Origin of the sequence: Krasilnikoviella flava (genome assembly GCF_900167525.1) — a bacterium.
Classification (GTDB): domain Bacteria; phylum Actinomycetota; class Actinomycetes; order Actinomycetales; family Cellulomonadaceae; genus Isoptericola; species Isoptericola flavus.
This window is the reverse complement of record NZ_FUZQ01000005.1, coordinates 263,288-285,762: the sequence shown is the minus strand read 5'-3', so window position 1 is coordinate 285,762 and position 22,475 is coordinate 263,288. Positions and strand designations below refer to the sequence as shown.

Annotated in this window: 22 protein-coding genes; 14 read left to right on the top strand and 8 right to left on the bottom strand. The window is 74.6% G+C overall.

Going from position 1 to position 22,475, the window contains the following annotated elements; genetic code table 11:
* Nucleotides 1-10: 10 nt before the first annotated feature.
* From B5Y66_RS14890 to B5Y66_RS14870, 5 genes are all read left to right on the top strand, one after another.
* Complete coding sequence (locus B5Y66_RS14890) at nt 11-610, top strand: adenine phosphoribosyltransferase (RefSeq protein ID WP_079575514.1); 600 nt, start codon at nt 11-13, stop codon at nt 608-610.
* 53 nt (nt 611-663) lie between these two features.
* Complete coding sequence (locus B5Y66_RS14885; protein ID WP_079575275.1) at nt 664-3,015, top strand: RelA/SpoT family protein; 2,352 nt, start codon at nt 664-666, stop codon at nt 3,013-3,015.
* Nucleotides 3,016-3,100: 85 nt separating this feature from the next.
* Complete coding sequence (locus B5Y66_RS14880; protein ID WP_079575274.1) at nt 3,101-3,499, top strand: hypothetical protein; 399 nt, start codon at nt 3,101-3,103, stop codon at nt 3,497-3,499.
* 10 nt (nt 3,500-3,509) lie between these two features.
* Nucleotides 3,510-4,679, top strand: a complete 1,170-nt coding sequence (locus tag B5Y66_RS14875; protein ID WP_079575273.1) for an ATP-dependent DNA ligase — start codon at nt 3,510-3,512, stop codon at nt 4,677-4,679.
* 57 nt (nt 4,680-4,736) lie between these two features.
* Entirely contained in the window at nt 4,737-5,291 is a 555-nt protein-coding gene (locus B5Y66_RS14870) for a dihydrofolate reductase family protein (RefSeq protein ID WP_139820902.1), read from the top strand.
* Nucleotides 5,292-5,309: 18 nt separating this feature from the next.
* Here B5Y66_RS14870 and B5Y66_RS14865 read toward each other — a convergent pair whose 3' ends face one another.
* From B5Y66_RS14865 to B5Y66_RS14850, 4 genes are all read right to left on the bottom strand, one after another.
* Complete coding sequence (locus tag B5Y66_RS14865) at nt 5,310-6,398, bottom strand: DNA polymerase domain-containing protein (protein ID WP_079575271.1); 1,089 nt, start codon at nt 6,396-6,398, stop codon at nt 5,310-5,312.
* Nucleotides 6,399-6,408: 10 nt separating this feature from the next.
* Nucleotides 6,409-7,152, bottom strand: a complete 744-nt coding sequence (locus B5Y66_RS14860; RefSeq protein ID WP_079575270.1) for a hypothetical protein — start codon at nt 7,150-7,152, stop codon at nt 6,409-6,411.
* A gap of 78 nt (nt 7,153-7,230) precedes the next feature.
* Nucleotides 7,231-8,922, bottom strand: a complete 1,692-nt coding sequence (locus B5Y66_RS14855) for a DUF349 domain-containing protein (RefSeq protein WP_079575269.1) — start codon at nt 8,920-8,922, stop codon at nt 7,231-7,233.
* On the bottom strand, nt 8,919-9,704 hold the full coding sequence (locus B5Y66_RS14850) for a peptidylprolyl isomerase (protein WP_079575268.1): 786 nt from the start codon (nt 9,702-9,704) through the stop codon (nt 8,919-8,921). The genes B5Y66_RS14855 and B5Y66_RS14850 overlap by 4 nt, the downstream gene beginning before the upstream one ends.
* Before the next feature lie 142 nt (nt 9,705-9,846).
* Between B5Y66_RS14850 and B5Y66_RS23015 the strand changes: the two genes are divergently transcribed.
* From B5Y66_RS23015 to hisS, 3 genes are read left to right on the top strand one after another with little or no spacing between them, the layout of a single operon-like run.
* Nucleotides 9,847-10,074: an MBL fold metallo-hydrolase gene (locus tag B5Y66_RS23015; protein WP_245807138.1), complete on the top strand. Its 228-nt coding sequence runs from the start codon at nt 9,847-9,849 to the stop codon at nt 10,072-10,074.
* A gap of 3 nt (nt 10,075-10,077) precedes the next feature.
* Entirely contained in the window at nt 10,078-10,614 is a 537-nt protein-coding gene (locus B5Y66_RS14845; RefSeq protein ID WP_245807137.1) for an MBL fold metallo-hydrolase, read from the top strand.
* A 54-nt stretch (nt 10,615-10,668) separates the two neighbouring features.
* Nucleotides 10,669-12,060 (top strand): histidine--tRNA ligase, encoded by a 1,392-nt coding sequence (gene hisS, locus B5Y66_RS14840; RefSeq protein WP_079575267.1) that lies wholly within the window; start codon nt 10,669-10,671, stop codon nt 12,058-12,060.
* A 79-nt stretch (nt 12,061-12,139) separates the two neighbouring features.
* On the opposite strand, the gene B5Y66_RS14835 is transcribed toward hisS, so the two are convergent.
* Complete coding sequence (locus tag B5Y66_RS14835) at nt 12,140-12,523, bottom strand: VOC family protein (RefSeq protein ID WP_079575266.1); 384 nt, start codon at nt 12,521-12,523, stop codon at nt 12,140-12,142.
* A 190-nt stretch (nt 12,524-12,713) separates the two neighbouring features.
* On the opposite strand from B5Y66_RS14835, the gene B5Y66_RS14830 reads away from it, so the two are divergent.
* The 3 genes from B5Y66_RS14830 (at nt 12,714) to B5Y66_RS14820 (ending at nt 15,677) form a co-directional block, all read left to right on the top strand.
* Complete coding sequence (locus B5Y66_RS14830; protein ID WP_139820901.1) at nt 12,714-13,328, top strand: hypothetical protein; 615 nt, start codon at nt 12,714-12,716, stop codon at nt 13,326-13,328.
* Between the two features lie 81 nt (nt 13,329-13,409).
* Complete coding sequence (locus tag B5Y66_RS14825) at nt 13,410-14,480, top strand: hypothetical protein (RefSeq protein WP_079575264.1); 1,071 nt, start codon at nt 13,410-13,412, stop codon at nt 14,478-14,480.
* A 54-nt stretch (nt 14,481-14,534) separates the two neighbouring features.
* A complete protein-coding gene (locus B5Y66_RS14820; protein ID WP_079575263.1) occupies nt 14,535-15,677 on the top strand; it encodes an Rv2578c family radical SAM protein in 1,143 nt (380 codons plus the stop codon).
* 19 nt (nt 15,678-15,696) lie between these two features.
* Here the strand turns inward: B5Y66_RS14820 and B5Y66_RS14815 are convergent, their stop codons facing one another.
* Nucleotides 15,697-16,056, bottom strand: a complete 360-nt coding sequence (locus B5Y66_RS14815; protein WP_079575262.1) for a DoxX family protein — start codon at nt 16,054-16,056, stop codon at nt 15,697-15,699.
* Between the two features lie 75 nt (nt 16,057-16,131).
* Complete coding sequence (locus B5Y66_RS14810; protein WP_079575261.1) at nt 16,132-16,605, bottom strand: PPOX class F420-dependent oxidoreductase; 474 nt, start codon at nt 16,603-16,605, stop codon at nt 16,132-16,134.
* A 115-nt stretch (nt 16,606-16,720) separates the two neighbouring features.
* On the opposite strand from B5Y66_RS14810, the gene aspS reads away from it, so the two are divergent.
* Nucleotides 16,721-18,511, top strand: coding sequence for an aspartate--tRNA ligase (gene aspS, locus B5Y66_RS14805; protein ID WP_079575260.1), 1,791 nt, complete (start codon nt 16,721-16,723; stop codon nt 18,509-18,511).
* On the top strand, nt 18,508-19,368 hold the full coding sequence (locus tag B5Y66_RS14800) for a GNAT family N-acetyltransferase (RefSeq protein ID WP_079575259.1): 861 nt from the start codon (nt 18,508-18,510) through the stop codon (nt 19,366-19,368). The genes aspS and B5Y66_RS14800 overlap by 4 nt, the downstream gene beginning before the upstream one ends.
* A gap of 41 nt (nt 19,369-19,409) precedes the next feature.
* On the opposite strand, the gene B5Y66_RS14795 is transcribed toward B5Y66_RS14800, so the two are convergent.
* Nucleotides 19,410-20,867, bottom strand: coding sequence for an FAD-dependent monooxygenase (locus tag B5Y66_RS14795; protein WP_079575258.1), 1,458 nt, complete (start codon nt 20,865-20,867; stop codon nt 19,410-19,412).
* An 86-nt stretch (nt 20,868-20,953) separates the two neighbouring features.
* Between B5Y66_RS14795 and B5Y66_RS14790 the strand changes: the two genes are divergently transcribed.
* Nucleotides 20,954-22,342, top strand: a complete 1,389-nt coding sequence (locus tag B5Y66_RS14790; RefSeq protein WP_079575257.1) for a replication-associated recombination protein A — start codon at nt 20,954-20,956, stop codon at nt 22,340-22,342.
* Nucleotides 22,343-22,475: the final 133 nt, after the last annotated feature.

Sequence of the window (22,475 nt, the reverse complement as noted above, 5' to 3'; positions counted from 1 at the left end):
GGTGGTCACGATGGACGAGAGGACCGGCCTGGAGCCGGCGGACGACATCGTCGTCGACGGGCTGCGGGGGCTCGGCGCCGAGCGCGCGGCGGAGATCCGCGCGCTGATCCGGGACGTGCCGGACTACCCGCACCCGCCCGTCGTCTTCCGCGACATCACCCCGCTGCTGGCGGACGGGCCGGCCCTGGGGGACGTCGTAGAGGCGTTCGCCGGGCTGGTGGACGCGGACGGCGGCGTGGACGTCGTCGCGGGCATGGAGGCGCGCGGCTTCCTGCTGGGCGCGCCGCTGGCGACCCGCCTCGGCGTCGGCTTCCTGCCGCTGCGCAAGGCGGGCAAGCTGCCGCCCCCGGTGGAGCGGGTGTCCTACGACCTCGAGTACGGCTCCGCTGCGATCGAGCTGCGCACGGGAACACTCGAGGCGGGCGCGCGTGTTCTTCTGGTCGACGACGTGCTCGCGACCGGCGGCACGGCGCGGGCGGCGGCCGAGCTGGTGGAGCGGTCGGGCGGCCAGGTGGTCGCCCTGGCGTTCCTGCTCGAGCTCGCCGGCCTGGGCGGACGCGACAGGCTGACCGGCCGGGCGGTCGAGGCTCTGCTCCGCGTGGAGTCGTAGACTTGCCGTCCCGGCCGACGGCGACCCCGCGGTGGATGCGGAAGGAGGCGCAGATGAGCGACGAGACCAAGGTCGCGCGCGCCGACGCGACACCGGGGCCCGCGGCGTCGGGACGGGGCGGCGGCTCCGGCCTCCGCGTGCGCAACCGGCTGGTCCGGCTGGGGGTGCGGGGCGCCCCGCCCACGACGCCCGCCCTGGAGCCGGTGCTGCAGGCCGTCCGCACCAACCACCCGAAGTCCGACCTGTCCGTGCTCGAGCGCGCGTACGCGACCGCGGAGCGGTGTCACCGGGGCCAGGAGCGCAAGTCCGGCGACCCGTACATCACGCACCCGGTCGCCGTGGCGACCATCCTCGCGGAGCTGGGCTTCGACGGCGCGACGCTGGCGGCGGCGCTGCTGCACGACACCGTCGAGGACACCGACTACGGGCTCGACGAGCTGACCCGCGAGTACGGCGAGGAGATCGCCATGCTCGTCGACGGCGTCACCAAGCTGGACAAGGTGACGTACGGCGACGCCGCCCAGGCCGAGACCGTGCGCAAGATGGTCGTCGCGATGGCCAAGGACATCCGGGTGCTCGTCATCAAGCTCGCGGACCGGCTGCACAACGCCCGCACCTGGAAGTACGTGTCGGGGAACTCGGCGCAGCGCAAGGCGCGCGAGACGCTGGAGATCTACGCCCCGCTGGCGCACCGGCTGGGCATGAACACGATCAAGTGGGAGCTGGAGGACCTGTCCTTCCAGACCCTGTACCCGAAGGTGTACGACGAGATCGTGCACCTCGTGGCCGAGCGCGCCCCGGCCCGCGAGGAGTACCTGTCGGTGGTGCGCGAGCAGATCTCCGCCGACCTGCGCAGCGCCAAGATCAAGGCGACGGTCACGGGCCGCCCCAAGCACTACTACTCGATCTACCAGAAGATGATCGTGCGCGGCCACGACTTCGCGGAGATCTACGACCTCGTCGGCACGCGCGTCCTCGTGGACACGGTGCGGGACTGCTACGCGGTGCTCGGCGCGCTCCACGCGCGCTGGAACCCGGTCCCGGGCCGGTTCAAGGACTACATCGCGATGCCGAAGTTCAACATGTACCAGTCGCTGCACACGACGGTCGTGGGTCCGGGCGGCAAGCCCGTCGAGATCCAGATCCGCACCCACGACATGCACCGCCGCGCCGAGTACGGCGTCGCCGCGCACTGGAAGTACAAGCAGATGGCGCCCGCCGGGAAGACCACGACGGACGACCCGCGGGCCAACGACATGGCGTGGCTGCGTCAGCTCGTGGACTGGCAGCGCGAGACCGCCGACCCGAGCGAGTTCCTCGACTCGCTGCGCTACGAGATCGGCGGCGCGGAGGTCTACGTCTTCACCCCGAAGGGCGAGGTGATGGCGCTGCCCGCCGACGCGACGCCGGTCGACTTCGCGTACTCCGTGCACACCGAGGTCGGGCACCGCACGATGGGCGCACGCGTCAACGGGCGGCTCGTGCCGCTGGACTCGACGCTGCAGAACGGCGACACGGTCGACATCCTCACGTCGAAGGCGGAGTCGGCGGGCCCGTCGCGCGACTGGCTCGCGTTCGTGAAGTCGCCGCGCGCCCGGAACAAGATCCGCCAGTGGTTCACCAAGGAGCGCCGCGAGGAGGCGATCGAGCAGGGCAAGGACGCCATCACCAAGGCGATGCGCAAGCAGAACCTGCCGATCCAGCGCCTGCTCAGCCACGAGGCGCTGGTCGGCCTGGCGAACGACATGCGCTACGCCGACGTCTCGGCGCTGTACGCCGCGGTGGGTGAGGGCCACGTGTCTGCGCCGCACGTCGTCGACATGCTGGTCAAGTCCCTGGGCGGGGAGGAAGGTACCGAGGAGGACGCCGCTGAGGTCGCCAGCCCCGGCCGGCCCTCACGCCGCACCCGCACGGGCGACCCGGGCGTCGTGGTCAAGGGCGTCGAGGACATCTGGGTCAAGCTCGCCAAGTGCTGTACCCCGGTGCCCGGCGACTCCATCGTCGGGTTCGTCACCCGTGGGGCGGGAGTGAGCGTGCACCGCGCCGACTGCGCGAACGCCGAGCAGCTGAGCAAGGCCCAGCCCGAGCGCATGGTGGACGTCGGCTGGACGACCGGCGCCAACACGATGTTCCTGGTGCAGATCCAGGTCGAGGCGCTCGACCGCTCGCGCCTGCTCTCCGACGTCACGAAGGTGCTGTCGGATTACCACGTCAACATCCTGTCGGCGTCCGTCTCGACGTCGTCCGACCGGATCGCCCTGTCGAAGTTCGTCTTCGAGATGGCGGAGCCCGGGCACCTGCAGCAGGTGCTCACGGCGGTGCGCAAGGTGGACGGCGTCTTCGACGTCTACCGCATCACGGGGACGAAGGCCGCCGACGTGCACCAGGAGTCGGCGGGCGCCTGAGCGCCGCTACCAACCCGCGGGGAACCGGCGTGAGCGTGACGCGCCGCAGTCCGGCGTCCACGCCGCACCTCAGGGAGAAAATCGCATGCCGAGCCTGGCCTCGCCCCGCGCCCGCCGCTTCGTCACCAGGTTCAACAGGGGGGTGCTCGCCTGGCGCCGCTCGCCCCGCTGGGGCGGCCCGCTTCGTCGTACGCTCACGATCGTCCGGTACACCGGGCGACGGTCGGGCCGCGCCTTCGCGATCCCCGTCGGGTTCCGCCGCCGGGGCGACGAGGTCGTCATCGGGGTGGGTATGCCCGACGCCAAGAGCTGGTGGCGCAACTTCCTGGGCGAGGGCGCGCCGCTGACGGTCGAGCTCGACGGCGACGAGCGCCAGGGACACGGTGTCGCGCACCGGGACGAGGCCGGGAAGGTGACCGTCCGGGTGCAGCTCGAGGCCGACCGTGCCCGTCGCGCGGAGGTGCTCGACCCCCTCCCGGAGTAGGTTCGCCAGCATGACGCTGCCGCTCTCGCCGCCGGTGCTGCCCATGCTCGCCAAGTCGGTGCCGGACGTGCCCGACCAGCCCGACGACGGTGCCACCTGGGTGTACGAGCCGAAGTGGGACGGCTTCCGGGCGCTCGTGTTCCGCGACGGCGACGAGGTGCGGATCGACTCCCGCAACGCCCGGCCCATGCAGCGCTACTTCCCGGACGTGGTCGACGCGGTGCGCGCGGCGCTGCCGGAGCGCTGCGTGGTCGACGGCGAGATCGTCGTGGCGCGGCCCGGGGACGGCGCGGACGGAGCGGCGGCGCACCTGGACTTCGACGCGCTGGGGCAGCGGATCCACCCCGCCGAGTCACGGGTGCGCCTGCTCGCGTCGGAGACGCCGGCCAGCCTCGTCGTCTTCGACGTCCTCGCCCTCGGCGACGACGACCTGTCCGGTCGGCCGCTGCGCGACCGCCTCGCCGCGCTCGACGGGCTCGGCCTCGACGGGCCGCAGGTGCACGCCACGCCCCGTACCCAGGACGCCGCGGTCGCGCGCGGCTGGTTCCGGACCTTCGAAGGGGCTGGTCTCGACGGTGTGGTGGCCAAGCGGCTCGACGACCCGTACCAGCCGAACAAGCGCGCCCTGCTGAAGATCAAGCACGCCCGGACGGCCGACGTCGTCCTCGCCGGCTTCCGCCTGCACAAGACCTCGACGCCCGAGCAACCGCTGATCGGCTCGCTGCTGCTCGGGCTGTACGACGGCGACGGGCCCTCCGGTCGCGACCCCGGCCGTCTCCAGTTCGTCGGGGTCTCCGCGTCGTTCCCGGCGGCCCGGCGGGCGGCGCTGCACGCCGAGCTCGCCCCGCTCGTCGTCGAGCCCGGCACCGACGCCGCCGCCGCGCACCCGTGGGCCGACTGGCAGGACCCGGCGGCCGCCGACGGCGGCGCGGGGGAGCGGCGCCCGGGCGCGCAGTCGCGGTGGAGCGCCGGGAAGGACCTGTCGTTCACGCCCCTGCGGGCGGAACGGGTGCTGGAGGTCGGGTACGACCACATGGAGGGCACCCGGTTCCGGCACACGGCGCAGTTCAAGCGCTGGCGGCCCGACCGCGAGCCGTCGTCGTGCACGTACGCCCAGCTCGAGGAGCCGGTCGGCTACGACCTGGCGGGCCTTCTGCCGGGGGCGCCGGGGACGGCCTGACCCGGGGCGGCGGGTCGCCGGCCGATGAGTCGAGGTCGCGAGGGAGGTCTGGGGAGCATGGGCACACTGAGGTACGGACTGATGAGCTGTTCGCTCGACGGCTACGTGGCCGACGCGACGGGCGACTTCGACTGGGGCGCCCCGGACGACGCCGTCCACGCGTTCATCAACGACCGGGTCCGGGACGTGCGGACCTTCGTCGTCGGGCGGCACATGTTCGACACCATGCGTGTGTGGGACACGTGGGCGCCGGGACAGAGCGACGCCGCGGACGAGTTCGCCGAGATCTGGCGCGGGATCGACAAGATCGTCTGCTCAGACAGCCTCGGCGCCGTCGATGCGCCCCGCACCACGTTCGAGCCGCGGCTCACGCCGGACCGCCTCGCCGAGATCGCGGCGGCGACCGACGGCGTCGTGGAGGTCTCCGGGCCGACGACTGCCGCCGGGGCGCTGCGGGCCGGGCTCGTCGACGAGATGACGGTCCGCGTGGTGCCGCACGTCGCCGGCGGCGGGCTCCGGCTGCTGCCCGACGGGATGCAGGCCGACCTCACCCGGGCCGAGTGCGTCCCGCTCGACGACGGGTCGGTCTTCCTGCGCTACACCCTTCCGTGAGGATCGTAGGCGGGTGCCTCAGGAGCGTTTGCGGTCGGTGTCCCGGCTGGGCTGCACGCGCTTGGGCTCGCCCGGCATCTTGGGGTACTCCGGCGGGTAGGGCAGGTCGCCCAGGCCGTGCTCCTCCTCGTCGCGCCGGGCGAGCGCGAGCGCGGCGTCGAGCGAGCAGTCCAGGGCCGGGTCGCGGTCCGCGCGCAGGGCGGCGAAGAGGTCGCCGCGCTCGGCGAACCGCGCGGGAACGGTCGTGACGTCGAAGTCGTCCGGGTGTGCCTCGCCCACCTCGTCCCACTCCAGCGGGGTGGAGACGGTGGCGCGCTTGTTGGCTCGCACGGAGTAGGCGGACGCGATGGTGCGGTCGCGCGCCATCTGGTTGTAGTCGACGAAGATCTTCTCGCCCCGCTCCTCCTTCCACCACTTCGTCGTGACCTGGTCGGAGAGGCGGCGCTCCAGCTCGCGCCCGATCGCGATCGTGGCCCGCCGCGCCTGCTGGAACGACCAGCGCGGCGCGAGCGGCACGAAGACGTGCAGGCCGCGCCCGCCCGACGTCTTCGGGTAGCCGGTGAGGTCCAGCTCGGCGAGCAGGTCGCGCAGATGGGGCGCCACGGCCGCGGCGTCGTCGAAGCTGGTGCCGGGCTGGGGGTCGAGGTCGATGCGCAGCTGGTCCACCGCCTCGACGTCGTCGCGGCGCACCGGCCACGGGTGGAAGGTGATCGTGCCGAGGTTCGCGGCCCACGCGACGACGGCGAGCTCGGTGGGCGCCACCTCGTCGGCGGTGCGTCCGCTGGGGAAGGCGATGGTCGCCGTCTCGACCCAGTCCGGCGCACCCTTGGGCAGGCGCTTCTGGTAGAAGGCGTCGCCGCGGTTGTCGGCGCGCGTGGCCATCACGGCCTCGGGCCACCAGCCCTTGGGCCACCGCTCGAGCGTCGTGGGGCGGTGCAGGAGCGCCCCGAGGATCCCGTCTCCGACGCTCAGGAAGTACTCCACGAGCTCGCGCTTGGTGATGCCCGGCCGGCCGGGCTGTTCGGGGAAGACGACGCGGTCGGGGCTGGAGACCCGCACGGGGCGGCCAGCGGCGTCGAGCTCGACGGCGGGTGCGGCGGAGGCCATGCGGCTCAACCTAGGGCAGCGGGGCGGGCGGCGCACGGAGGACGGGCGCCGTCGCGCGGTCGTGGGCCGCCCCCGGCTGGGGGAGCTGGGCGGCCCGGGCCAGCACCCGGCGCGCCCGTGGCCGGCCGACGACCCGCGCCCGGCGCTCCAGCAGCGCGGCCGCGTCGGGGAGACGGACACCGCAGGCGTCCGCGACGACGCGGGCGAGCAGGGCCGCGTCGTCGTCACCGGGGACGTGCACCGCCACGTCCACGACCGTCCGCAGCGGGGCGGTGACGCGCGCCCCGCCCAGGGTCACGGTGTCGTCGCGCAGCAGCGGTGCCTGCCACACGAGCCCGGCGCCCCAGACCTCGGGCCGGTGCCCGCCCGCCGGGTACGTGAGGTCGAGGCCGTCGGTGGGCCGGGCGCACGCCGCGCGACCGGCGTGCACCCATGCCGCGGTGCGCCCGGCGATCACGGCCCCCGTGGGCAGCGCGCCGGCCAGGAGCGTGGCCCGCAGCGCCGGGGGCACGGCGGTTCCCGCGACGACCGCGGTGTCGCCGCGGACGACCTCGAGGGCGCCGTCGGCCACCAGGACGTCCCACGCGGCGCGGCCGCCGACGTCGTCGGGGTGCACCAGGGGACCTGTGGTCCGGGCGGCCGGGGCGAGCAGGTCGCCGAGCCGGCGCGCTCGCGCCGGGGCGAGGTCGCGCGCCGTGCGGCGCAGGGCTGGCAGAGGGGCGGGCACGGTGGCGAGGACGGCGAAGGGGCTCACGACGCGGAACCTATCCGCTCGTGAGCCCCTCCGGCTCGTGCCTGTGGATCGCCGCGCGTGCGCGACGTCCGGCGCGGGTCAGCCGCGGGTCTCCTCCGCGGCACGGACGACCTGCTCCAGCCAGGTGCGCCGTGCGGCGAGCGCCGTCTCGGCCTCCTCGACGCGGCGTGCGTCGCCCGACTCGCGAGCCTCGGCGAGGTCACGCTCGAGCCCCTCGATCGCCGCCTCCAGCTGGGCCGCCGCACCCTCGGCCCGCGCGCGGGTCTCGGGGTTGGTGCGGTCCCAGCGGGCCTGCTCGGCGCCCCGGACCGCCGTCTCGACGGCGCGCATGCGGCCCTCGACGCGCTGCACGTCCGCGCGCGGCACCTTGCCGGCCTCTTCCCAGCGGTCCTGGAGGTCGCGCAGCTTCGCCTTCGCGGCGGCGAGGTCCGAGACGGGCAGCAGGGCCTCCGCCTCGACGAGCAGCGCCTCCTTGACCTCGAGGTTCTGCGCGTACTCCTCGTCGATCGCCGCGTTCTCGGCGTCGCGGGCACCGAAGAACGCGTCCTGCGCCGCCCGGAACCGGGCCCACAGCGCGTCGTCGTCCTTGCGGCTGGCCCGTCCGGCGGCCTTCCAGCGCGTCATGAGGTCGCGGTACGCGGCGGCGGTCGCGCCCCAGTCGGTGCTCGTCTGCAGGGCCTCCGCGTCCACGACCAGCTTCTCCTTCTCCGCCTTCGCGGAGGAGTTGCGCTGCTCGAGGTCGGCGAAGAAGTGCCGACGCTCGCGGTCGAACGCGGTGCGGGCGTGGCTGAACCGCTTCCAGAGCGCCTCCTCGGTGGGCCGGTCGATGCGCGGCCCGCTGCGCTGCGCCTCCTTCCAGCGGTCCAGGAGTGCACGAAGCTCCTCGCCGGCCGGGCGCCACTGCATCTTCGCCGGGTCGGTGGCGGCGATCTTCTCGGCTGCCTCGACGATCGAGGTGCGACCGGCGACGGCCTCCGCCTTGGCGGCGGAGCGCTCCTGCTCGAGCGCCGCACGACGCTCCGCCGCGTGCGACCGCAGCCCGTCGACGCGGGCTCGCAGGGCGTCCAGGTCGCCGACCGCGGCCGGCTCGCCGGTCTCCTCCGCGAGCTTCGTGAGGGTCTGGTCGATCTCGCGCACCGACAGGTCGGCGCTGTCGAGACGGGTCTCGAAGAGCGCGACCTTGGCGTCGAGGTCGAGGTAGCGCCGCACGTACAGGCTCATCGCCTCCGATGCGGAGACCCCGGGAAACTGCCCGACCTGCCGCTCCCCGGTCGACTCGCGCACGTAGACCGTGCCGTCGTCGTCCACGCGCCCGAACGCCTCGGCCGCGGCAGCCGCCGCGGCGTCGAGGGCCGGCGGCACCACCGGAGCGGCGGGGGTCGTGGAGGGCTCGGCGGGCGGGACGTCCGCCGGGGTCGGGGCGGCGGGGCGGCGCAGCGCGGACGGCTTGGGGGCCCCCGCGAGCCGCGACGGCTTCGGCACGGCCGACGGCTTCGGCGCCGCGGGCTTCGCCTCGTCCGGGGCAACCTGGTCCGGAGCAGGTGCGGGGTCGGGCGCCGCATCGTCCGCCGCGGGGACGGTCTCCACAGGCGCCTCCGACGTGACGGTCGGTGCTGCCTCGTCTGCCGGTGCCTCGTCTGCCGGAGCGTCGGCGTCCGGGGTCGGCTGTGCCGCCTCGTCCGGTGTCGTCTGCGATGGAGTCTCGGCCGTCTCCTCGGTGCCGGCCGGGGTCTCCTCGGGGCCGGTCGAGCCGGGGGTGCTCTCGCTCACTGGGTCTCCACTCCTTCGATGATGACGGGGCTCGTGGGGGAGCCGTCGCCGGCCCCTCCCTCGACGCCCGCGTCAGCGACTGCCTGGACGGCGTCCAGGCCGGACGTGACGGTGCCGAGCACCGTGTACCCGCCCGCGTTGTCGGACGGGATGGTCGAATCCTGGTACACGATGAAGAACTGCGAGCCCATCGACTCGCCGTCGTCCCCTCGGCGGGCCATCGCGATGGTCCCGGCGGGGTACACGTCGTCCTTCGGGGCGTTCTCGATCGGGCCGTACGAGTAGCCGGGGTCACCGGTCCCGGTCCCCGTGGGGTCGCCGCACTGCAGCACGTAGATGCCCGAGGTGGTGAGGCGGTGGCAGGACGTGCCCTCGAAGTACCCCTGCTTCGCGAGGGACACGAAGCTCGCGACGGCCTGCGGGGCGGCGGCGCCGTCCAGCTCCACGACGACCTGCGAGTCGCCGGCCCCGGTGCACAGGTCGAGAGACGCGGTCCACGTGCGGTCCTCGGCAGCCGACGGGTCAGGCCGCTCGCCGCCCGAGCGGGCGCCGGTCTCGGCCGCGGGGCAGTCGCCGGCGGCCAGCGCGGCCGGGGTGTCCGCCGGGTTCCCCGCCGTGCCGAGGTTCGCGACGACGAGACCGCCGCCGACCAGTGCCAGGACCGCGACGATCGCCACGATCGCGAACGTCCGCTGCCGCCGGGCGCGCGCCTGCACCCGCCGCTGCTCCCATTTCTCCTGCCGCTTGCGGGCGTAATCCCGCTCGCGCTTGGTGGCCGCCACCGTGGGGGACCTCCTCGCCTCGTCCCGGTCACCGCGCGGGAACTCCCGCGCGCGGAGGACAGTCTAGAGGCCGGGACGCAGGTCACACCCGCAGGGCGTTCCGCGCCGACGGACCCGCCGGGCGGGCCGCTAGCGTGGCGCCGTGCAGATCCTTCTCGTCGTCGCCCCCGTGTTCGCCACCAACTGCTGTGTCGTGGTGGCCGGGCCGACGGGGCGGGACGCGGACTGCGTGGTCGTGGACGCGGGCGCCGGCGTCGCCCCCGCCGTCGAGCGGCTGGTCGGGGAGCGCGGCCTGGTCCCGCGCGCCGTCGTCGCCACCCACGGCCACGTCGACCACACCTGGGACGCGGCGGCGCTCTGCGCGCGGTAAGACGTGCCGCTGCGTATCCATCCCGCCGACGCCTACCGGCTCGAGGACCCGTTCGGCTCGCTCGGCCTCGCGGCCCCGGGGCAGGACGTCGGCGACCCGGGCGTCAGCGGGGCCCTGACGCAGGCGCTCGCGGGCACGGGCCGCAGGCCCGCGGACTATCGTGCGCCCGTCGTCGTGCGGGACCTGGACGACGGCGACGGTGAGCTCGTCGCGGGCGCGGTGCGGCTGCGAACCCTGCACGCGCCGGGCCACACGGAGGGCTCGACGCTCCTCGTCGCCCAGGGCGTCGCCCAGGGCGTCGCCCAGGGCGTCTCCCGGGACGGCACCCCCGACGGCTCCCACGGCGTGGTCCTGGCGGGCGATGTGCTGTTCGCCGGCGGGGTGGGGCGCACCGACCTGCCCGGTGGGGACGCCGCGACGATGGCGCGGACCCTGCGCGACGTGGTGGGCCGGCTGGACCCGGCCCTGAGCGTCGTCCCCGGGCACGGCCCGACCACGACCGTCGGCCGGGAGCTCGCGACCAACCCGTACCTGCGCTGACCGGCGGCGGGACGGGTGGTCGACGCGCTCCAGTCGTCTGGGAAGATGGGGCCCATGGCACGCCCCACCCCGCTCTCCGGCTTCCCCGAATGGCTCACCGACGGTCGCGTCGTGGAGCAGTACGTCCTGGACACGCTGCGCCGCACGTTCGAGCTGCACGGGTTCGCCGGTATCGAGACGCGGGCCGTCGAGCCGCTCGACCAGCTGTTGCGCAAGGGCGAGACCTCCAAGGAGGTCTACGTGCTGCGCCGGCTCCAGGAGGACGCCGACGGGGAGCCGGCTGTCGACCGGTCCGAGAAGCAGCTGGGCCTGCACTTCGACCTCACGGTCCCGTTCGCCCGCTACGTGCTCGAGAACGCCGGCCGCCTCGCCTTCCCGTTCAAGCGCTACCAGATCCAGAAGGTGTGGCGCGGCGAGCGCCCCCAGGACGGCCGCTTCCGCGAGTTCGTCCAGGCCGACATCGACGTCGTCGGCGCGGGCGAGCTCCCGTACCACTACGAGGTCGAGCTGCCGCTGGCCATGGCCGAGGCGCTCGGCGCCCTGCGCGACGTCGGCGTGCCCGAGGTCCGCATCCTGGTGAACAACCGCAAGGTCGCCGAGGGCTTCTACCGCGGCCTCGGCCTCGACGACGTCGAGGGCGTGCTGCGGCAGGTCGACAAGCTCGACAAGATCGGGCCGGACGCCGTCGCCGAGCTGCTGAGGGCCGAGCAGGGCGCGACACCCGAGCAGGCGAAGGGCTGCCTCGAGCTCGCCGCGATCTCCGGCGAGGACGTCGCCGTCGTCGAGCGGGTCAGGGCGCTCGCGGCGTCCTACGACGCGGTGACGGAGCTGCTCGAGACCGGCCTGGGCGAGCTCGCCGCGCTGATCGAGGCGGCCGCCCGCCGGGCGCCGGGCGTCGTCGTGGCGGACCTCAAGATCGCGCGCGGGCTGGACTACTACACCGGGTCCGTCTACGAGACCGTGCTCGTGGGGCACGAGCAGCTCGGCTCGATCTGCTCGGGCGGCCGCTACGACACCCTGGCCTCCGACGGGAAGAACACCTATCCCGGTGTCGGCCTGTCGATCGGTGTCTCCCGGCTGGTGTCCCGGCTGCTGTCCGCCGGCCTGGTCACCGCCACCCGCGGCGTCCCGACCGCCGTGCTGGTCGCCGTGACTGACGAGGCGCACCGCGACCGCTCCGACGCGGTGGCGGCCGCGTTGCGCGCCCGCGGGGTGCCGGCGGACGTCGCCCCGACGGCGGCGAAGTTCGGGAAGCAGATCAAGTTCGCCGACCGGCGCGGCATCCCGTTCGTGTGGTTCCCGGGACAGGCGGAGGAGGACGGGACCGTCGGGCCCGACCAGGTGAAGGACATCCGCTCCGGCGACCAGGTGGACGCCGACGCCGCGTCCTGGGCCCCGCCCGCCGAGGACCTGTTCCCGCGGGTGGTCCCGGCCGCCGCGGAGTGAGCCGGGCACCGTCGTCCCCGCCGACGTTCCTGCTGGCGCCGGCCGGGGAACGCGCACTCGCGGGGAGAGGGCCGGTCGTTCACTCCTCGATGAGCGCGACGACGTTGCGCGCCGGGTCGCGGAACCATCCGATGGTCGGGCCCTGGCGCGGGTCGCCGCTGCGCACGACGCCGTCGGCGTCCTGCGCGAACCCCGGGTAGCGCACCAGCTCGACGCCGGCGGCGTGCAGGTCGGCCGCCGCGGCGGCGACGTCGGGCACCACGAGGTTGAGCACGGTGTGGCTCGCGGGCTGGTGCGCGCCACCCTTCGGGTAGACGAAGACCGGGGCGCCGCCGGTGACGTCCAGCTCCAGGCCCATGGGCGTGCGTCCCACCCGGAGCCCCAGCACGTCGCGGTAGAACGCCTCGGCGGCGTCGAGGTCGTCGACGGAGTAGCTGCTGAAGCCGCGGTGCACGGTGATCACGGGGTCTCCTCGGGCGGGGGACGGCCCGGCGGACCCGGGCCTGCGGGGTGGACCGCGCGTGCCGGCCGAACTGATCGGGGGGTATCTCGCGGGGGATGTCCCCCGCACACCCTGAGGCCTCCCTGAGATTCACCCTGATCTCCTGACTGACCTGGCCTGACGACGCCCTCGGGGCGGTACGGTGACCGCCGTGAGCATCTACGTCGTCCTGTCCCGCAGCAGCACCGTCCTGTCCCGGACGATCCGCCTCGCGACGCGGGACGAGTACACCCACGCGGCCCTGGCGCTCGACGCCGACCTCGAGCTCATGTTCAGCTTCGGTCGCCGCCGGGCGTCCAACCCCTTCGTCGGGTGCTTCAAGCGGGAACGGCTCGACGACGACCTCTACCGCGGGATGGACCGCCTCCCGGGCGTCGTGATCGAGGTCCCCGTGACCCCGCAGCAGCGGGACGCCGTGGGGGCGTCCGTCGCGGAGTTCCTGCTCGACGGCCACCGGTACGCCTACAACGCCCCCGGCCTCGTGACCGGGCTGCTGGGCCGCGGGTCCGAGGACGACCGGCGGTTCTTCTGCTCGGAGTTCGTCTACCACGTGCTGCGGGACGCGGGGGTGTGCGACCTGGGCGTCCCGCGCTGGAAGGTGCGCCCGCAGTCGCTGCTGAGCCTGCCGGGCACGGTCGTCTTCCGCGGGGACCTCAAGCGGTACCGCGCCGCGGACCTCGCGCAGGCGCCTGTACCGGCGCTCGCGCTCCAGGGGGCCGGCGGGCTGTTCACCCTGGCGCGACCGGGGGTGTCGCTGGCCTCGTGAGGTGCCGGCCGGCGTCGACCCGGGCCGGTCGCTCCTCGACGGGTCCAGGGCGCGCCCAGGCCCGCGTGCCACGCTGAGGTCATGCCGAGACGAGTCTTCCTGCACGTCGGTACGCCCAAGTCAGGCACGACCTACCTGCAGTCGCGCCTGCACGCGAACCGCCGCGAGCTCCGACGGCACGGCGTGCTCTACCCCACCGGTGCGCTGGGTGAGCCCCGGCTGCACTACTGGGCGGCGCTGGACCTCACCGGCACCGACCACGGCGTCGACCGCGGACGGGTGGAGGGTGCCTGGGACCGCCTGCTGCGGCAGGTGCGCCGGGCGCGGGGCGACGTCGTCGTCAGTCACGAGGTGCTGGCGAAGGCCACCCCGGACCAGGCGGCCCGCGCGCTCGCGGACCTCGGCTCCACGGGCGCGGAGGTCCGCGTGGTGCTCACCGCGCGCGACCTCGCGCGCGAGCTCGCGAGCGGGTGGCAGGAGACGCTCAAGTTCGGGTCGCGCACGACCCTGCGCGCTTTTCTCGACCGCGCCCGCGAGGGCCGTTCGGCGTTCCTCGAGTCCTTCGACCCGACCCGCGTCCTGACCGTGTGGGGCGCGGGGCTGCCCGCGTCCAGGCTGCACGTCGTGACGGCGCCGCCGCCGGGTGGCTCCGGGGGCCTGCTGTGGCTGCGGTTCCTGGACGTGGTCGACGTCGACCCCGCATGGGCGCCGAGGGAGGCCGAGCGGGCGAACACGTCGGTCGGCGTGCCCGAGGCGCAGGTGCTGCGTCGGCTCAACCGCCGGCTCGGCGACGACGCGCGGCGGGGCGGGGAGCTCTCGCCGATCGTGGACGGGATCGTGGTGGGGGACGCGCTCGCGCCCCGGCGCTCCGCGCCCATCACGCTGGGCCCCGACGACCACGCGTGGACGACCGGGCTCAGCGCGACGTGGATCGCCTGGCTGGAGGGTCGGGGCGTCTCCGTGCACGGCGACCTGGACGACCTCGTGCCCGTCGCGCCGGCCGAGGACTGGACCGACCCCGACGTGCCGATGCCGCGTCAGGTGACCGCCGCCGCCCTGGACGCCGTCGAGGTGCTGCTCGCCGAGGTGCGCGACCGGCCGCTGCCGTGGCGGGAGCGGGCACGGCGCGCGCTCGCCCGCGTCCGCGGCTGAGCCCGCGCCGGCCGGCGCTGGACACGCACATCGAACGCATGTTCGAATGAGCGCGTGAGATGGGATGGACAGGCGGTCTCCGCGGACGACGGTGCGCTGCCCGGGCTCGACCGGCCCGGGCTGGCGCGCCTCGGGCTCGTGCGCACCGTGCGGACACCGGAGTTCGCCGGCGTGGCGTTCCACGAGGTGCTGGCCAAGAGCGCGCTGTCCAAGGTGCCCACCGCCTCGCGCATGCCCTTCGGGTGGACGGTCAACCCGTACCGCGGATGCAGTCATGGGTGCCGTTATTGCTTCGCCCGCCCGACCCACGAGTACCTCGACCTCGACGCGGGCCGGGACTTCGACTCGCAGGTCGTGGTGAAGACGAACGTGGACACGGTGCTGCGCGCGGAGCTGGCGAGGCCGTCATGGAAGCGGGAGCCGGTGGCGCTGGGCACGAACACCGACCCGTACCAGCGGGCGGAGGGCAGGTACCGGCTCATGCCCGGCATCATCGGGGCGCTCGCGGACTCCGGCACACCGTTCTCGATCCTCACCAAGGGCACCCTCCTGCGTCGCGACCTGCCGCTGATCGTCGACGCAGCGCGGCGCGTGGAGGTGGGGATCGGGGTCTCGCTCGCCTTCGCGGACTCGCCCCGCGACGAGGAGCTGCAGCAGGCGGTCGAGCCGGGCACACCGACGCCCCGCGCCCGGCTCGACCTGATCCGCGCGGTGCGGGCCGCCGGGCTGCCCTGCGGCGTCATGGTGGCCCCGGTGCTGCCGTGGCTCACCGACTCCCGCGACCACCTGCGCCGCCTTCTGGACGCGGTCGCCGAGGCGGGCGCGACGGGGGTCACGGTCGTGCCGCTGCACCTCAAGCCCGGCACGCGCGAGTGGTACCTCCAATGGCTGGAGCGCGAGCACCCGCACGCCGTGGCCGGGTACGGGCGGGTGTTCGCCCGTGGCACCTACGCCCTCGAGGCGTATCGGCAGTGGCTGTGGGACCGCGTGGAGCCGCTGCTGGACGAGCGCGGCTTCCGCTCGTCCGGGCACCGCTCCCGGTCCGGCGCGACCGGGCGCTTCCCCGACGAGCTGCGACCGCACGACCAGCGTCCTCACGACGAGGGCGACTACCCGGCGGGCGCGCTGGCCGGGATGCCCCGGGACGGCGGCGGGCTCGAGGTGGCAGGCGGGGGCGTCGAGCAGGTGCTCTTCTGAGCCGCCCGTGCACGGCGGGTCAGCGCAGGAACGAGAACCACAGCACGAACACGCACAGCAGGAACATGCCGGTGGCGTTGACGAAGAAGTTGCGCCCGAAGTCCCGTGCCCGCACGTGGAAGGTGAGCGCGAGCGCGAAGTACACGACGAGGCAGACGGACGTCACCAGCCCGAGGTACGGCACCCAGAGCCCCGCGATCAGCCCGGCGGTGGCCGCGGCCTTGATCCACGGTGTGACCCACCACCAGCGCTCGGGGAAGTTCACGTCGCGGAAGCACTGCGCGATGAACGCCACCGGCTTCACGCACAGCAGCGCGTCGCCCGCCGAGATCACTGCGAGCACGAGCACGGGCCACACCGGGTCGGGCAACGTCGCCATGGGGTCGACGCTACGGCCAGGCAGGCTTCCGTGCGTCGAGTGTGTCCAGGCTCTCAGGCGCGGTCCCCGGCGTGCTCAGGCGTCCTCGACCAGGCGCGCGGGGAACCCGCCGGTCGCGACGGGGCCCCACCGCCCGACCGTGATCCGCACGACGCTCTTGCCCTGGCGCAGCATCGCCTCGCGGTACTCCTCCCAGTCCGGGTGCTCCTTTCCCGCCGCGGCGCGGTAGTACTCGACCAGCGGCTCCACCGAGTCCGGCGCGTCGATCACCTCGGCCGTCCCGTCCACCTGCACCCAGGCGTCGTCGAAGTCGTCACCGAGGGCGAGGAACGAGGCCCGCGGGTCCCGCCGCAGGTTCACCGCCTTCGCGCGGTCCGGGTAGGTGGACACCACGACCCGGCCGGCGTCGTCCACCCCGAACGTCACCGGGCTCAGCTGTGGGGACCCGTCGCGCCGGGTGGTGACGAGCACGCCGTGCCGGCGCGCCCGCAGCACCTCCAAGAGCTCCTCGCGGTCGACGGTGGTCGTGGTGGCGACGCGTGGCGCCATGGGAGTCTCCTCGCTGAAGGGGTCCGGCCACCGACTAGACTCGCACGGGCGCGTTCGCGTGCCTGAACGCCGCCACCGGCGGTGTCGTCCCTACCCCGTTCGAAAGGAACACTCCGTGCTCCGCACCCACACGGCCGGCTCACTGCGGGCCGAGCACATCGGTCAGACCGTCACCCTCACGGGGTGGGTCGATCGGCGCCGGGATCACGGGGGAGTGGCCTTCATCGATCTTCGCGACGCCTCGGGGATCTCGCAGATCGTCATCCGCGACGAGGCCGTGGCGCACCCGCTGCGGGCCGAGTTCGTGCTCCAGGTCACCGGTGAGGTCGGGCGACGGCCCGAGGGCAACGCCAACCCCAACCTCGCCACGGGCGAGATCGAGGTCGTGGCGAAGGACGTCGTCGTGCTCAACGAGTCCGCGCCCCTGCCGTTCCAGGTGTCCACGGCGCTCGCGGACACCGAGGTCATCGGCGAGGAGGCGCGTCTCAAGCACCGCTACCTCGACATCCGCCGCCCGGCGCCGGCGCACGCCCTGCGCCTGCGCGCCAAGGCGAACCAGGCCGCCCGCCGGGTGCTCGACGAGCACGACTTCGTCGAGGTCGAGACGCCGACGCTGACGCGGTCGACGCCGGAGGGTGCGCGCGACTTCCTGGTCCCGGCCCGCCTGGCGCCCGGCTCCTGGTACGCGCTTCCGCAGAGCCCGCAGCTCTTCAAGCAGCTCCTCATGGTGGGCGGACTGGAGCGCTACTACCAGATCGCCCGCTGCTACCGCGACGAGGACTTCCGGGCCGACCGCCAGCCCGAGTTCACGCAGCTGGACGTCGAGCTGAGCTTCGTCGACCAGGACGACGTCATCGCGCTCGCCGAGCAGGTCCTCGTCGCCCTGTGGAAGCTCGTCGACGTCGAGATCCCCACGCCGATCGCCCGCATGACGTACGCCGAGGCGATGCGCCTGTACGGCACGGACAAGCCGGACCTGCGCTTCGGCAACCCGCTCGTCGAGCTCACGGACTACTTCGCCGAGACCCCGTTCCGCGTCTTCCAGGCGGAGTACGTGGGTGCCGTCGTCATGACCGGGGGCGCCTCGCAGCCGCGCCGCCAGTTCGACGCCTGGCAGGAGTGGGCGAAGCAGCGCGGCGCCAAGGGCCTCGCCTACGTCACCTACGGCGAGGACGGCACGCTGGGCGGCCCCGTCGCCAAGAACCTCTCCGACGCCGAGCGGGAGGGCCTCGCCGCCGCCACCGGCGCGCAGCCCGGCGACGCCGTGTTCTTCGCGGCCGGCAGGACCACCGAGGCGCGCGCGCTGCTCGGCGCCGCCCGCCTCGAGATCGCGCACCGCACCGGGCAGGTCGACGACGACGCGTGGGCTTTCGTCTGGGTCGTGGACGCGCCGCTGTTCAAGCCGACCGGCGAGGACGATGACGTGGACCTCGGTCACTCCGCGTGGACCGCCGTGCACCACGCGTTCACGTCGCCGAAGCCGGAGTGGCTGGACAACTTCGAGTCCAATCCCGGCAACGCCCTGGCCTACGCCTACGACATCGTCTGCAACGGCAACGAGATCGGCGGTGGCTCGATCCGTATCCACCGCCGTGACGTGCAGGAGCGCGTCTTCGACGTCATGGGCATCGGTCCCGCCGAGGCGCAGGAGAAGTTCGGCTTCCTCCTCGACGCCTTCAAGTTCGGTGCCCCGCCGCACGGCGGCATCGCGTTCGGCTGGGACCGCATCGTGTCGCTGCTGACGAAGTCGGCGTCGATCCGCGACGTCATCGCGTTCCCGAAGTCGGGCGGCGGCTACGACCCGCTCACGGACGCGCCCGCGCCGATCACGACGGAGCAGCGCAAGGAGGCCGGGGTCGACGCCGTCCCGCAGGACGACACCGTCGCCTCCGCCGCGGGGGCGTGACCCTCGCCCTCGACGGGCACGTGCTCGCCCCGGTCACCGAGGTGGCCGGGGCGCGCCTGCCCGCGCGTTGGGCGCACCACCCCGTGGTGGTCGCCGAGACCGCCCACGGCGGGTGGGACGCCAGTCATGCCTGGCACGACGACGACGCGTTCGTGGTGCGGCTGCGCTGGCGTGAGCGCATCGACGGTGGGCGCCCGCTCGCCGTCGACCACGACGCGGCCGGCGTGAGCCTCCTGGGGGTGGGCAGCGCGGCCGGCGCGGCACGCCTCCTGCTCGCCGCCGAGGCGGAGCTGAGCCCCGGCGGGATGGGTCCCGTGGTGCGGGCGTCGATGCCGCGCGGCACGTACGCGGCGGTGTCGGGTGCCGACCTCCCTGACGGCCTCGTCGTGCCGGCGCCGTTCGACCACGCCCCGTTCGATGCCTGGGACTGGTACGCGGCCACGGCGCCGCCCGCCGTCCGGGCCGGCGAGGAGCGGGTCGAGGAGCTGCACGACGACGCCGGGCGGGCCGCGGCGGCGGCCTGCCTCGCCGTCGCGAACCCAGAGGGCGAGCTCCCCGTCGACGAGCCGCGGTCCCGCTGGTGGGGCTGGCGGGACGACGACGGTGTGGTGCGGGCCGTGGCGGGCGCGTCGCGCCGTGTCCCCGGTCGGCCGTGGTCGCTCGGCTCGATCGGGACCGATCCCGCGTGGCGGGGCCGGGGCGCCGCGGTCGCGGTGACGGCCGTGGCCATGCGCGCCGGGCTCGCCGAGGCCCCGATGGTCACGCTGGGCGTGTACGCGCACAACGTCGCCGCGCGGCGCGTGTACCGGAAGCTCGGCTTCGTGCTCGGCCAGGAGTTCGAGAGCTCGCGCCCCTGACGCGGCGCTCGTGACGTCGTGCTCGCGGCATCGCCGCGCGACTACTGCTCGCGGCCGTCGGTGACCGCCCCGGGCGCCCGGGCGTCGGCGAGGTAGCCGTCCGGGCGCACGAGGAGCGTCGCGTCGCGCCCGTCCGCGCGGCGGACGACCACCCGGTCGACCGCCGCGAGCTCGCCGCCTGCCAGCGGGATGTCGGCCGGTGGGCCCGCGGCCGGGGCGACGAGCACGAAGCGCCCCGCCCGCAACGCTTGGGCGAGACGTCGTCCCGCGCCCTCCGGCACGAGGGGCAGGTCCGGCACCCGGCGCCCGGCTGCGGGGTGTGCACCAGGAGGGGCCGGGTACCGCACGCCGAGTGCCGAGACGGTCGCCGCGGCGCGGCGTCGCGCGGGTGCCGCCCGGGCCAGAAGGGTGGCGCCGGCCGCGCGCAGGACGGACGCGCCGGGCCCCCGGCGGGTGGCGAGCCGCAGGATCGTGCCGCTCGTGCGCAGCACCTGCGCTCCGACCGGGTGCCGTTCCGCGGAGTACCCGTCCAGCACCGTGTCGTCCGCGCCCCGCAGCACCGCGGCGAGGCGCCACGACAGGTTCGCGGCGTCCTGCAGGCCCGTGTTCATGCCGAGGCCGCCCGCGGGGCTGTGCACGTGCGCGGCGTCGCCCGCCAGCAGCACGCGGCCCGACCGGTACCGGGTGGTCTGGCGCTCGTCGGCCGCGAACCGGGTAGCGAACCGCAGCTCCTGCATGCCGTGGTCGTCGCCGAGCGTGGCCCGCGCGACGGCCCGGACCTCGTCGAGCCCGACGGGCCCGTCGTCGCCGGGGTCCAGAGCCTCGTCCCAGCCGATGAACCGGAACCAGTCGTCGCCGAAGGGCGCCAGGAAGCCCAGCGCCCCGCCCGACGACGCCACCGTCAGCGCGTCCTCGGGTGGGCGTGCGAGGCGCACGTCCGCCAGCACCATCGCGCGGATCACCGTCTCACCCGGGAACGGGAGGCCCGCCGCCCGGCGCACGGTCGAGCGCACGCCGTCCGTGCCGACCACCCAGGGTGCCCGCCACCGCAGGTCGGCGCCGCCCGTCCCGCCGATCGTGTCGTCGACGGCGGCGAGGGTGACCGCGTCGTCGTCCTGGGTCAGACCGGTGACGCGCACGCCGTGCCGGAAGACCGCCCCCGCCCCCTCCGCCCGGCGGCGCAGCAGGCGCTCCACCTCGTACTGCGGGGTGACGAGCACGAACGGGAACCGGCCGGGCAGCAGGTCGAGACGTACGTCGACCCGGCCGAAGACCTGGATCCGACGCACGCGGCGGCCGGTGGCCTCGAGCTCGTCGGCCAGCCCTCGCGCGTCGAGCGTCTCGAGGCTGCGGGCGTGCACGGCGAACGCGCGGGTGAGGTTGCTCAGGCCGGCCGGCCGCTTCTCGACCACGGTCACCCGCGCGCCGGCCAGGGCCAGGTCTCCGGCCAGGAGCAGGCCGGTGGGCCCGGCCCCGACGACCACGACGTCGGCGTCCATGCGCCCACCCTAGGGCGAGGCACGTCACAGCATCGCGGGAGGGCGGACGGCCGGGCGCGTGGGTGGCGCTCCGTAGGCTGAGGAGCATGGACCTGTTCGACGCCGCGCTCACCGGCACCCGCGGCACGCCGGTGACCGGCCGCGCCGGCCCCAGCGCCCCCCTGGCCGTGCGCATGCGGCCGGCGACCCTCGACGAGGTCGCGGGCCAGGCGCACCTGCTCGTGCCCGGTTCGCCGCTGCGCCGGCTGGTGGAGCCCGACGACGAGTCGGCGCGCCGCGCCGCGCCGGGGTCCGTGATCCTCTGGGGCCCGCCCGGGGTGGGCAAGACCACCCTCGCGTACCTCGTGGCGACGGTGTCCGGGCGGCGCTTCGTCGAGCTCTCCGCGGTCACCGCCGGCGTCAAGGAGGTGCGCCAGGTCGTCGAGGACGCCCGCCGCCGCCTCGCGACCGGCGGCGAGGAGACCGTGCTGTTCATCGACGAGGTGCACCGGTTCTCCAAGACGCAGCAGGACGCCCTGCTCCCCAGCGTCGAGAACCGGTGGGTCACGCTCGTCGCCGCCACCACGGAGAACCCGTCGTTCTCGGTCAACTCCCCGCTGCTGAGCCGGTCCCTGCTCCTGACGCTCAAGCCGCTCACCTCCGGGGACGTGCGCGCCCTCGTGCGCCGCGCCGTCGCTGACGACCGGGGCCTGGACGGCGCCGTGGAGCTCGCGGACGACGCCGAGGACCAGCTCGTGCGGATGGCGGGTGGCGACGCACGCAAGGCGCTGACGATCCTCGAGGCGGCGGCCGGCGCGGCCCTCGCGGACGCCGACCCCGGCCGCGCACCGGACGACACGGTGGCCGTGGACCTCGACACCGTCGAGCGCGCCGTCGACGTCGCCGCCGTGCGGTACGACCGTGACGGCGACCAGCACTACGACGTCGTCTCCGCGTTCATCAAGTCCATCCGCGGCTCGGACGTCGACGCCGCCCTGCACTACCTGGCCCGCATGGTGGCAGCGGGCGAGGACCCGCGCTTCATCGCGCGACGGCTCGTGATCTCCGCGGCGGAGGACGTCGGGATGGCCGACCCTTCGGCGCTCCAGACGGCGGTCGCGGCCGCGCAGGCCGTGCAGCTCATCGGGATGCCCGAGGGGCGGATCGTCCTGGCCGAGGCGGTGGTGCACCTGGCGACCGCCCCGAAGTCCAACCGGGCGTACCAGGGGATCGACGCCGCGCTGGCGGACGTACGTGCCGGTAAGGTCGGCGTGGTGCCGCCGCACCTGCGCGACGCGCACTATGCCGGTGCGGAGGGCCTGGGTCACGGCAAGGGGTACCGCTACGCGCACGACGCGCCGCACGCCATCGCCGCGCAGCAGTACCTGCCGGACGAGCTCGCCGGGCGGCGCTACTACGCGCCGAGCGACCGCGGGTTCGAGAAGCAGGTCACCGACCGGCTCGACCGGATCCGGCAGATCCTCGACGACGCGTGACACCCGGGGAGCGGTGAGCGGGCAACCGCGGGAAGCGGCCCTGTGGGATGCGGTAAGATATTGCGGTTGCCGTTTCCGGCGACCGCCTGGGACCTCGGCCCCGTGAGCGCTCCGTCACCACTGGTGCAGGACG